This is a genomic window from Nitrincola salilacus (assembly GCF_046271865.1).
GTDB lineage: Bacteria > Pseudomonadota > Gammaproteobacteria > Pseudomonadales > Balneatricaceae > Nitrincola > Nitrincola salilacus.
In genome coordinates this window covers 3938315-3950998 of sequence record NZ_CP176580.1, presented here as the reverse complement: position 1 = coordinate 3950998, position 12684 = coordinate 3938315, and the positions used below count along the sequence as shown (strand labels likewise).

At 51.8% G+C, this 12684-nt stretch carries 7 protein-coding genes; all 7 read left to right on the top strand.

Annotation, left to right across the window (positions count from 1 at the left end; translation table 11 throughout):
* Window positions 1-4 precede the first annotated feature (4 nt).
* Complete coding sequence (locus ACK3CJ_RS18210; protein WP_409523625.1) at window positions 5-4333, top strand: beta-ketoacyl synthase N-terminal-like domain-containing protein; 4329 nt, start codon at window positions 5-7, stop codon at window positions 4331-4333.
* A gap of 20 nt (window positions 4334-4353) precedes the next feature.
* Window positions 4354-7437, top strand: a complete 3084-nt coding sequence (locus ACK3CJ_RS18205) for a PfaD family polyunsaturated fatty acid/polyketide biosynthesis protein (protein WP_409523624.1) — start codon at window positions 4354-4356, stop codon at window positions 7435-7437.
* Window positions 7434-8198, top strand: a complete 765-nt coding sequence (locus tag ACK3CJ_RS18200; RefSeq protein ID WP_409523623.1) for an SDR family NAD(P)-dependent oxidoreductase — start codon at window positions 7434-7436, stop codon at window positions 8196-8198. Before ACK3CJ_RS18205 ends, ACK3CJ_RS18200 begins: the two co-directional genes overlap by 4 nt.
* 90 nt (window positions 8199-8288) lie before the next feature.
* Window positions 8289-9446 (top strand): thioester reductase domain-containing protein, encoded by a 1158-nt coding sequence (locus ACK3CJ_RS18195; RefSeq protein WP_409523622.1) that lies wholly within the window; start codon window positions 8289-8291, stop codon window positions 9444-9446.
* A gap of 13 nt (window positions 9447-9459) precedes the next feature.
* The gene (locus ACK3CJ_RS18190) at window positions 9460-10161 is read left to right on the top strand and encodes a hypothetical protein (RefSeq protein ID WP_409523621.1); all 702 of its coding nucleotides are present in this window, start codon (window positions 9460-9462) and stop codon (window positions 10159-10161) included.
* A complete protein-coding gene (locus ACK3CJ_RS18185) occupies window positions 10158-10937 on the top strand; it encodes an amidohydrolase (RefSeq protein WP_409523620.1) in 780 nt (259 codons plus the stop codon). Before ACK3CJ_RS18190 ends, ACK3CJ_RS18185 begins: the two co-directional genes overlap by 4 nt.
* A gap of 33 nt (window positions 10938-10970) precedes the next feature.
* Entirely contained in the window at window positions 10971-12605 is a 1635-nt protein-coding gene (locus ACK3CJ_RS18180; RefSeq protein ID WP_409523619.1) for a cyclic peptide export ABC transporter, read from the top strand.
* Window positions 12606-12684: the final 79 nt, after the last annotated feature.

Below are 12684 nucleotides of genomic sequence, written 5' to 3'. Positions count from 1 at the left end.
ATCTATGAGCCCTATTGCAATTGTTGGAATGGGCTGCCTGTTTCCCGGCGCAGCCAGTCCAGAAGAATATTGGCAGAATTTGCTGAACGAGCAGGATGTCACCAATCACCTCAGTGACGATCTGCTCGGTGCGCCGCTACATCATTATTTGGCCGAGGAACCTGGTACGCCTGACAAGATCTGTTACCACAAAAATGGTCACATCCGTGATTTTAGATTCGATGCCCGGGGTTATCGCCTTCCCGCTGACAAGCTGGACGGTCTAGACAATCTATTTAAATGGACTCTATATGCTGCGGATCAAGCCTTGCGCAACGCAGGGCAATCGACTGAAGCTGCGCAGCGCTGCGGTTTGATCGTGGGTAACATTGGCATGCCGACCCATTCTGGCAAGCGTTTTCTGAACGGTTTCTATAACAAGTTGCTGGAGCCCTATATACAGGAATTACTCGGTGAACCTGCTTTTCGTTTTGCCGACTACTGGCCCCAAGAGCGCCAGGATCAGGATAACCTTTCCACTGCCAGCTACAATGCCACCATCGCCGCCATGGCCTTGGGACTCCAAGGGCCTGTGTATACCCTTGACGCGGCGTGCTCGTCTGCCCTGTATGCGATCCAGATGGCCTGCTTTTATCTTAATAATCATCAAGCCGATGTGATGCTGTCTGGCGCAGTATGCCATGCCGATCACATATACATCGATCATGGCTTCAATATGCTACATGCCTTTCCTGCATCCAAGGAGCAGTCGATTCCCTTTGATCGCAATTCCCGGGGCCTTAAGGCCGGGGAAGGTGCTGGGATGGTGGTACTGAAGAGATTGCAGGATGCTGAGCGCGACGGTGATGAGATCTACGGTGTTATCGAGTCTATTGGTTTGTCCAATGATGCAGGTGCAAAGCACATATTAGTGCCTGATACACAGGGTCAGATGCTAGCCCTTAAACGTGCCTATGATGGAAACGATAGTCGGGTGGATTATCTGGAGTGTCACGCTACTGGCACGCCGGTGGGTGATCAGGTGGAATTGAACTCTATTGAACAATTTTTTGGTCAGAACGACAGTCTGCCCTTGATTGGAGCCAATAAAGGCAATGTGGGTCATATGCTTACGGCGTCAGGCATGGCCAGTCTGATCAAGGTGCTGCAATCCATGCGTCATGGTGTTATCCCTGCCACTATCGGTTTAGAACAGATGGTGGCTACCAAGGGCGGTAAGTTGACGATAGATCATGTTGTCCGTGCATCCCGGAACTGGCCAGCCGAGTCAGGGCAGCGCCGGGCCGGGATCAATGCGTTCGGATTTGGTGGAGTAAACGGCCATATGGTGTTGCGGGACGGGACAGTCAAAGGCAATACCGAACCGACACCAGTGATGGATGACGAAAAAATGGTGATCACCGGTATGTCGGTTGCCATGGCCGATACCCACTGTGTCAGTCAGTTTAACACCAGCATTCGTGACGCCAGGCAACATTTTTCGACCCTGCCGGGTAATCGCTGGTCAGGTCTGGAACAACGTCAGGATCTCCTCGATGAATATGGCTTGTCAGCGCCGCCCCTTGGTGCCTATATCGAGAAATTTGAGTTTGACTGCAAACGATTCAAAATGCCGCCCAATATGGCTGGTATTCATTTGTTGTCCCATTTGTCATTGATGCAACTGGCAACAGGTGCTTTTTTGGATGCCGGCTATCAGGTGGACGGCACAGTGCGCAATATCGCCGTCATAGTAGCAGCAGACAGCGATTACCTCTGCTATCGCTACCAGGCCAGGAATGAAGCCGCCTGGCAGGTCAGGGACAGTCTCGCCAAATCCGGGGTGAAATTGTCAGCTCGGCAGGTAGATGAGCTGGAGCACATCGTTAAGGATGGCCTGTTCCCTGAACCTTATGCCGAGGGGATAACGGGCGGTATTGGCAATGTGGTGGCCAGCAGGATTTCTTCCAGTCTGCGCCTTAGCGGCCCTGCTTTTACCGTCTGTGCCCAGGAAAACTCAGTGTTTCGTGCCCTTGAGTTGGCGCGCTTCCTGCTGAGTCTGGAAGGTCTTGAAGCGGTGGTAGTTGGCAGCGGGAGTTTCTGCGGTGGGCCAGAGAATGTGCTGCTTAGCCAACGTCTGCAACCGGCTAATCAGGGTCGTCTGACGCTGAGTTTTGACAGCCAGTCCAGTGGCTGGAATGTGGGGGAGGGGGGGGCTGTGGTGGTGCTCAAATCCCAGAATAAGGTGTTGCAGGCACAGGCTAAATACTATGCCAGCATCGAGTCCATGTCGTTTGTCACCGCCCATGCCGATGCCCAGGGGGTGGTCTATCCACGCTTGGACGGGGTAGTTAAATCTGCTCGTCAGGCGTTGCATCAGGCCGGTATCAGTAGTGAACAGGTTGGTTACCTCGAAGCTCATGCCAGCGGTATTGAGGCTGAGGATGAGGCCGAGCTGGCGGCACTTTGCCAGGTTTATAGCGGCCGAGATAGTGGTCAGAGCACGGTGCTGGGCTCGGTCAAGGCCAATTTTGGTCATCTTGGGTCCGCTGCCGGTATGGCGAGTCTGGTCAAGTCAGCCTTGTGTCTGAGTCAGGCTTACTTGCCCGGCACCCCCAACTGGCAGGGTTGCAAAGAGTCAACTTTATTGGATGGCAGTGCCCTGAGGGTGATAGATCAAAGTCAGCCCTGGCAGGGCGCTGAACAGGGAGGCGGATATGCTGCAGTCAGCAGTATGGGGCGGGATCTGACCTATGCACATATGGTGCTTAAGGCGCCGGATAAGGAGAGTAGACGCACGGAATTAACTAAGCTGGACGCAGAAAGTCTGCACGCTGGTTCCTTATTCAAAGACATCTATGTGGGCAGAGAGGTGGCTATTAATAAGATGATTGTCAATGACACTAATCGCCAGCGACTGGAGCTGCCCGCTGTATCAAGAGCCGAATCTTTCCGGCAGGAACAACACTCGAGCAGTGTTACCCCTTTGTTGCACGTGATGCGCAGACAAGAAATAGAACGCAGTTTGTCGACTCACCTGGCCTATTTGCGTAATGAACAGTGTTTTTATCGCCAGCTCACCTCGCTGGCTCAGGAGTGCTTGGTTGTCGGCGGTAGTGAGCCGGGGCTGGCGCCTTCGGCGCCAAAACTGACCCTGATCCAAGGGCGGCGCAAACCGCTTTTTGACCTCGCTCAGTTAGAGGAAATGACCGACGGCAGCGTGGCAAAGGTTCTGGGAGTCCGATATGCCGAGGCAGATCAGTACCCTATTCGCACCCGCATGCCCTCTCCTCCCTATCTGTTTGTGTCAAGGATCATGTCCCTGACTGCAGAGTTTGGCAAGTTAGAGCCATGTCTGATCGAGTGGGAGTACGACCTGCAGACGGACGATTGGTTTGTATATCACGGCCTCGTACCGGCCTTTGTATCACTGGAATCCTCCCATGCCATGATTGTGGCGTTTACCTGCATTGGTTGCGATCAGTTGTTCAAGGGAGAGCTTAAGTATCGCGCCATTGACAGCCAAACCACCATATACAGTGATTTGCCCAAAGCCGGTGAGATATTACGTGGCAAAGTGCAGATCCACGGTTTTACCAAGGTTGGGAAGAATGTACTGGTACGCTACGAGTATGATGGATATGTAGGTGGCCGACATAGCTTCAAGCTGACTGCCACATCCGGCTTTTTCCCGGTCAGGGAAATCGAGCAGGCCAAGGCCTTTGATACCACCAAACTCTTTGCCAAGGCAGTTCGCCAGCAGGCTTTCCAGCCCCTGCTGCCCTGTGCCAGGCATACATTTACCGATGACGATTTACTTGCCGTACAGGAAGGTAATCTGGAGCGTTGCTTTGGCACAGGCTTCGGCCGCACCCCCGTACCAGGCTTGTACGCGCCCAAGGCCAGAATGCTGGACCGGGTGCTGTCTGTCGATCCAATCGGTGGTCCCTGGGGGCTGGGGCAAGCCTTGGGAGAGTGTGACATTAAACCCGACCACTGGGCTTTTGCTGCCCACTTCAAGAATGATCCCGTGTTGCCAGGCACCCTGATTGTGGAAGGGGTCGAGCAACTAGTGCGTTTCTACCTTTATTATCTGGGACTTCATAGTCTCGAGTATCTCAGGCCGCAGCTTATCCGCCAGCACACATACAGCGCCAAGTTTCGCGGTGAGGTGAAATGTGCCGCCGACAAACTGCAATATCGACTATCGGTCAAAAAACTGGATTGCCATACATTGGCGGATGGACGTATTGCGTCGCTGGAAATCCACTTTATTGCTGAGACCTTGTATCGCGACAAGGTGATAGGTGTCTGCGACAACCTGGGTGCCAGGTTTGTGGCGGATAAGTCATAAACTATGAAGGAGAGTCTGTCATGGAAATGAATCAGACGACAACGCAACAGCCTGCCACTGTGTTTGGCTGGCAGGGACGCCCTCACTCCTTGCCTCAGTCTCCAGGTCGCATGGTAGAGCTGCTGCAGAAACTGTCGCAGCCGCTGTATGTGCTGGATATTAAGGGCAATCTGGTACTTGAAGAGGAAGGGGTTCCGGTTAAGGGTGAGGCACATGCGGTACGCTGTCTTGGTATGGTCAATCCCTGTCTTCCGGATATGCTCGGCAGCAGAGAATTCTGCCGGGATTACGGGGTGAAGAGTGCTTATTATGCGGGCGCCATGGCTAACGGTATTAACTCGGTTGATATGGTGCTGGCGATGGGCCGGGCGGGTTTGCTCAGCGCTTTCGGTTCTGGTGGACTATCGGCTGAATGTGTAGCACAAGCCATAGACAGACTCAGTGAAGGCCTGCCTCAGGGCCCTTTTGCTATCAACCTGCTGCACAATCCCGGTAATCCGAACTGGGAAATACAGTGTATCCGCCACTGCCTCGACAAAGGGGTTAGTGTGGTGGAAGCCTCCGCCTATATTAATCTCAGCGCAGCCATTGTGCTCTATAGGGCCGCGGGGCTTAAGCGTGATTCTGAGGGCAGCATTCAAGCCACCAATAGGGTCATCGCCAAAGTGTCACGCCCTGAGGTGGCACGGCAGTTCTTGATGCCAGCACCGCGCAAGCTGTTGGATAAATTACTGGCTGCCAAGTTGATCAATGCTGAGCAGCATCAGTGGGCGCAGCAGGTACCAATGGCTGATGATATTACAGTGGAGTCTGACTCTGGAGGCCATACGGATCACGGGGTGCTGGCCTGCATTTTTACCGAGATCCGGGCTGAGCGGGACCTGATTCAGGCTCAGTATCGTTTTGGTCGGACCACGCGGATTGGCGCGGCTGGCGGACTAGGCACTCCTGATGCTGTTTATGCCGCCTTTGCCTTGGGCGCTGATTATGTGGTGACTGGCTCAATTAACCAAGCTTGTTTGGAAGCTGGTACATCTGCAGTGGTGAAGGACTTACTTAAAAAGGCGTGCGTCAGCGATATGGTGTCGGCACCTTGCGCCGACATGTTTGAACTGGGTGCCAAGGTACAGGTGCTGAAAAACAACTCTATGTATGGTGTGAGGGCACAGAAGCTTTACCAGTTGTACAAGACCCATGCGGATATTGATGCGCTGCCGGACAAGGAACTCCAGATCCTTGAAAAGCAATATTTTCAGCGCCCAATCGAGCAGGTCTGGCAGGAAACCCGTGATTTTTTCCAAAGCCGGGGTATGAGCGAACAGATTGCGGTAGCGGAGAAACAGCCCAAACGTAAGATGTCTCTGATATTTCAGTGGTATCTCGGCCAGTCGTCTAAATGGGCTATAGAAGGGGTCGCCGAGCGGCAGGTGGACTATCAGATCTGGTGTGGCCCAGCTATGGGCGCTTGCAACAGATGGCTGGCTGACTCAGAACTGATGATGCAGCGTTCCTGTGTCGATCTAGCCGTTAATCTGATGGTAGGTGCTGCTTATCTGGCCCGTCTTAACCAACTGCGTCAACTGGGCGTGAGCCCATCCGCCGAATTGCAGCATGTTCCGGCACGGCCGCTTTCCCAACTACAGACTTTCTGGTCTGCCGAAGAGCAATCCGTTCAATCCTCGGAGATTGCGGCAGCGGACAGACAAGACTTCAACCAAAGAGATCAAGTAACCATGAATAATTCCAATGCAAACAACTCTAGTCTGGATTTAACCCGTTCAAAGGAATACTACAAGAAAACTTGGGAACTACTGCCTGGGGGCGCTCATTATAATTTCGCTGATCCCGAGCGGGCTCTGGTGATCCCCTTTAACAAGGGTAGAGGGGCAAGAGTCTGGGATCTGGACGGCAATGAACATCTTGACTTGTTCAGTAAGTTTGGAGCCCTGTTTGTTGGTCACCACAATCCGAATTACAACCAAGCGTTGATGAAGTATATGGAGAAGGTGACCTCAGTGGATACCTGTGACTTGGAACTGGATGTATGTGAAACCTTAGCCCATCACATTCCTTGTGCCGAAATGGTCAGGTTTAGTCTCAGCGGCACCGAAGCGGTACAAAATGCGCTGCGCTTGGCTAGAGCTTACACCGGCAAAAATCGCTTTGTGCGCTTTCACGGTCACTATCATGGCAATTCCGATAATGTGATGGGTGGGCGCAAGAAAAAAGACCTCGAGTGGCCGACGCCAGAGATGTTCCGCGGCGATATGCTGGATACACAGGGCCGCGCACGGGACATACTCGAACAACAGTCTTTTATGCTGCCTTGGAATGATATCAATGCACTTGAAACCGTGCTCAGTGAGCATCACAGCGACATCGCTGCGGTGCTGATGGAGCCCATTTGCATGAACGGTGGCGGTATCCTGCCCTGCAAGGGGTATCTGGAAAAGAGTAAAGCATTGTGCGAGAAGTACAATGTAGTGCTGATTTTCGATGAGATCATCACTGGCGTCAGGTTAGGTCTGGGAGGCGCACAGAAAATTCTTGGTGTCACGCCGCATCTGTCCACTTTCGCTAAGGCCTTGGGAGGCGGCTCCATGCCTATCTCTGCTATTGCAGGCCACAAGGATCTGATGAACCTCTATACCCGCGGCAAGGTGATCCATGCCGGTACTTTTAACGGGTACCCTCTGGGATTGGCTGCCATCAAGGCTACCTATGAAATAGTTGAACAGGATCCGACTTGCTACGATCGTATGGGCGGTATTATGGCCAAAATCAGCCAGAGTTTTATCCGCGCTGCCCGGGAAGTAGGTCTGCCTATGGTGGTTCAGGGTATGCCCACGGCACTGGTCTACCATTCTCAAGAGCATCTGGTAGACCGTTCCGAAGGGTATACCGACAGGGTTAAGTTTTGCGACATTATTATCCGTGAAGTGGCCAAACGCCATGGTTTGCAGTTCTCACCCTTATCGCGTCTGTATCCCAACCTGATGATCAACGAAGACGATGTGACCTTCTTTGAGTCGAGGATTTATGATGCCATGAGCAGCGCCAAGAAGATGATCGATGTTACCTTCAATGAGGAGGTTAGCGCGTGAATCAACCAATTGCACTGGTAACAGGCGCGGCTGGGGGGTTCGGTAGTGCTATCTGTAGTGTGTTGCTGGATTCGGGTTTTTTTGTGCTGGCTACCGATGTAAATGGCAAAGCTCTTGATCATTTGGCAGAGCATCTGCGTGGTCGTGCTCTGACCTGCTATCACATGGATGTCTGTGATCTGGCCAGGGTTGAGGCTGTCGCGGCAGAGGCCTTGCAGCATTTTGGCCGGCCAGTGGATGTGTTGGTCAACAATGCTGGCATCATAGGTAAGAACTTCTGCTTACAGGAGCAGGGGCCGCAGGAAGCTAAGCGAATAATCGACATTAACCTGACCGGCTGCTTCAACTGTACGTCGGTATTCTCTCGCAATATGGCAAGACAGCGCTCAGGACGTATCATCAATATCGCTTCGGTGGCCGGGATCTGGGGTGCCTCTGGCGGCTCTGCCTACGCGGCTTCTAAGGCTGGCCTGATTAAAGCGTCTGAATCATGGTCGCGGGAACTGGGACCACTGAATATTATTGTTACAGCGATAGCTCCCGGTATCTGCAAAACAAAAATGTTCGGCCAGTTTGTGGGGGAGGAGCAGATTCAAAGCAAGGAGGAGATCAAGATCGTTAAGTCCATTGTACCAGTTGGGCGACTAGGCGAGCCTGAGGATATTGCTGAGGTGGTAAATTTTCTGTCCACCTGCAAGACCAACTATGTGAATGGCACTGTAATTGAAATGGATGGCGGCATGCGTGTCGGTCAAATTTAAAAGGGAGGAGTTATGGACTATCGTCAACTTACCGCTGTAAAGAATATTTTTCTAACAGGCGCCACAGGAGTGTTAGGTGCCCGTCTGCTAATGGAAATTCTGCTGACTACCCGCGCTTGCGTCTATTGTCTGAGCCGGGCAGAAAATCTGACCAATGCCAAGCAGGATATAGAGCGTATGTTGGCGGTTTATGACCCTCAAAATACCTTGGCCGACCAAGCTTGGCGGGTGGTGCCTGTGCTGGGAAATATCAGCAAGCCCAATCTGGGGCTGGACGAAGAGACCTTCCAGAAACTGGCCGAGGATATGGATCTGGTTATGCATTCAGCGGCCAATGTCAGCCTCATTGCCAGTTTTGAGAAGTTGGCGCCGGTGAATCTTGATGGCACCAGACAGGTGATAGCGTTTTGCCTGAAAGGGAATTGTCCGTTGCTGTTTGTATCCAGCTTCAGCGTAATCGGCAACCAGCTCTATCATGAGGTGATTCTGCATGAAAATGAACTGGATATCGGTCAGGGCTTTGAGGAGCTTGGTTATGAGCGTAGTAAGTTTTGTGCCGAGCAACTGGTGAGGGAAGCCACAAATCAAGGGCTGCGATGGAGTATCGTCAGGCCGGGTAATATATGGGGAGACAGCGAAACGGGCTGTTACCCCTTGTTTGAGACCAAAGTCAGGGGAATTTACTATGAAATGATCCTGGCCTTGGTGGAGACAGGATACAGCTATCCCAGCAGTGAAAGTTTTGATATCTCACCGGTGGATTTTGTGGCTAAGGCCAGTCTGCATGTGGCTATGAATCTAGAGTTGAGCTGTTTTCAGACCTACCATTTGACCAACCCAGAGCCGATTGACTTCAATCAGCTTATGAGCCTGATACGTGAGCACGGTTATAACATTCGGGAGTTGAGTCAGGAGGACTATTTCGGAGCTCTTTACGAAGAGCGTATGGTGCGCGGGGGTAAACCCTATCATTCGGCTTTTACTGATTTGCTGAAGCTGTTCCTGGGAGACACGGATTTGGTCGAACAAGCCAGATGGGACACGTCAAACATAGACACCCTTTTGGCGCCCACGGATATCCGCTGTGCCAGATCCGATCAGCGTTTAATGTCCCTGTATCTGGATTATGCGGTACAGCGTAACTGGATCCCATCTGTACAAAAACAGCGTCCATTGGCATCAATTACCGACGAAGTTCATACCAAGATCTTTTTGGAAGATTTGTTTGAACAGACGATGGTGAGTTGAATGGAGGCCTGTCATGCAGGAATTGAAGTTTTCCAGCCTGACTCAATGTCCTGACAGAGTCTGGGTTAAAAGCCGTTATTGTTTGTTCAGTAATGACCGGGTCGCAGGTAGTCTGGCCAGCGGTAGACGGTTGTGCCGTCAGGCAGGGGGCTTTGAGTTGCGTATTACAGACCTGATGAAGGTGGACATCTCGCGCTTACTCGATCATTACCGTCTGCTTAGCAATGAAGAGCTGCTGTTGGATCAACAGGGACTGGTCAGATATCGGCTGACAGCCAGTGAAGGCAATGCAGAATCTCGGGTCAGCATGCTGCGCAGTGACAGCGAGATACAGGTACAAGTCCAAAGTCGATCCGGTGGATCAGCGAAAATGCATACTTTGGATAAACTGAGCTTCGATACGGTATCGGAAACGGCTGCTTGGCTGTTTCTGTCGTCAGGAGCACCGACTAAGACCTTGAAGGTGCTGGATTTAGATGATCTTGAGATCCGTGAGGTGAGTTACCGCTACGATGGCAGGCAGACGGTCAGCTTGGCTGGTCATGATTTTGACTGTCATCTGGTTAGGTTTGAGAGTGTCAATAAAATGGGATCTATGAAACTGGTGGAAGACGAGACGGGTACCTGGCTGTGCAGCGAAACAGGACATGACTGCGACGGCAATTATCGGGTCGAACTGGTGGAGTATGAATATGGCAAGGAGAATGGGCAATGACAAAGGAATTAACCCTGGCGCTGTGTCAGGCTGCCCCACTTTGGCAAGATGGGCGCGGTAACCTGGAATGCTTTGAGCAGCGCCTTGCTGGTATCGAAGGCGTTGACCTGATCATTTTGCCGGAGATGTTTGCGTCCGGTTTTACCATGGATCCTAGGGCGGTGGCCCAACCGATGGATGGAGAAGCAGTAGGCTGGATGTCGCGTATGGCCAGAGATAAGGATGCGATGTTGGTGGGTAGCTTGGTGATAGAAGATAAGGGGGGATATTACAACCGCCTGGTGTGGGCCAATCCCGATGGCACCTTGCAGTGGTACGACAAAAAACACCTGTTCAGTTTTGCCGGTGAGCATTCCCACTATCAGGCTGGACATAAGCGATTAATGGTGGATTTCCGTGGCTGGCGCTTGGCGGGCTTTGTCTGTTTTGACTTGCGCTTCCCTACTTGGTGTCGTAATGACAAGGATTGCCCCTATGATGCGGCTTTGTTTGTGGCCAGCTGGCCACAGGTGCGTGCCGAACACTGGAATGCGTTATTAAAGGCCCGGGCCATTGAAAACCAGTGTTATGTGGTAGCAGTCAACCGGGTTGGAACAGACGGTAATCAGGTTGCCTACAAGGGAGACTCACAGGTGATTGATCCACAGGGCCAGGTGGAGTGCCTGTTGTCCTGCCAGGACAGAGTGCTGGTTTGGCAGTTGCGTCGGGAAGCGGTGCGTCATACCCGGGAAACCTTTGCCTTTCTCAGGGAAGCTGACAATGCCATTTTGGTTTGAGCGTCAGACTTATTTCGCGCAGGAGCGCAATCTATGCTGAAATCCCTTTATTATAAATATAAGTGGTATCTGATCTTAACTGTTCCTATGAGCCTGCTCTTGGGCATGGCCAGCATGAGCGTTATCGCAGTGATTAGCGATGCGCTGAGTAACGATCTGGACAGTATGAAATATGGCCCAGTACCGTTTTTTTCTGCTATTGGCATATTATTTTTGCTGGGCTTGGGTAACGAACTGTTACGCGCCCGATTGTTCGCTCGGGTCAATTATGACTTGCAGCTACGCATGATTCGACGTGTATCAGCAACCCCTCTGGAACAAATTGAGCGAATCGGTTTGTCTAAGGTCATTGCTACACTAACCCAGGATTTGCCGGTGGCGGTGCGCTATTTTCATCTACTGCCTGAGCTCTGTGTCAATCTGGCTATTGTGCTCTGTGGTCTGGTTTTCATGGCGTATCTGTCACTGCCCATGCTGGGTTTGATAGCGGCATGCCTGTTATTGACTGGACTGGTTATCACCTTGCTGGTGTTGGGAACCCGTAAAGATCTGGCCAGCATCCGTGAGCAGGTGGACAGCGTAATGTTTCATTACCAGAACCTGGTGCGGGGCGCCAAAGAGCTTACCCTTAACCGGCACAGAAAACGTCATTTCACTGGTAAGCTGACCAATATTCTGACGGATGTACGTACTCGCACACAACGGGTGTTGTCGCTGCTGGCGTGGATGGAAAGCTGGGGGCAACTGGCCATTCTGGCCATCCTCGGTGGGATCGTCTTTCTGGCCTCTTATCTGCTTCCTGTTAGTGGCGAGATTATTGTCAGCTTTGTGATTATCCTGCTATTTCTGCTTGAGCCTATTGAAGTGATTATCAGTCACCTTGACGAACTGGTGCAGGCAAAAGTCGCGTTCAACAAGATAGACAAGCTCAGGCTATCGGAGGAAGAGTCTTCAGACACCACTAGGCTGCTTACCTGGGTGGAGAGCAATAACAAAGTCCTGTCACTAGAAAATGTTGTCTATCGCTACGAGAAGGAAGACGAAGGGCAGCTTAAGGCTTTTCAGTTGGGACCACTTTCTCTGCAACTTAAACCCGGAGAAGTCACCCTGATCATTGGTGGCAACGGTACCGGTAAATCTACCTTGCTCAAAGTCATATGCGGTTTGTACCCACCCCAATCTGGGCAACTGGAGATAGCTGGAGAACCTGTCTGTGAACAGAATTTGGCGACGTATCGAGACCACTTTTCCCTGATCATGCCGGATTTCTGTCTGTTTGAAGATGTGTTAGACGCCAACGGCCAGCCCTGTTCAGATGAACAGGTTGCGGCCATGTTAACGCAACTCAGGTTGGACAAGGTGGTAGGTTGTAAAGATGGCAAACTCGACAAGCTTGAGCTGAGTCAGGGGCAACGAAAACGACTGGCATTGTTGCTGATGTATTTTGAATTCAGGCCCATAGTACTGTTGGATGAGTGGGCAGCTGATCAGGATCCCACTTTCAAGCGTATTTTCTATGAGGAAATTCTGCCTGGTCTTAAGGCGCAAGGGAAGACGGTGGTCGTGGTATCCCATGATGAGCACTATTTTGATTCTGCGGACAGAGTTTACAAACTGGATGAGGGGCAGTTGCAACTGAAAACCTCGGCTAACCTGGAAGTGTGTTAACCCCGGATGACGGTCTTAAGGACAGCTCAGGAGGGGCATTAGAGTCATAACAGATTCGCCAGGCTGACAAATGCTGACA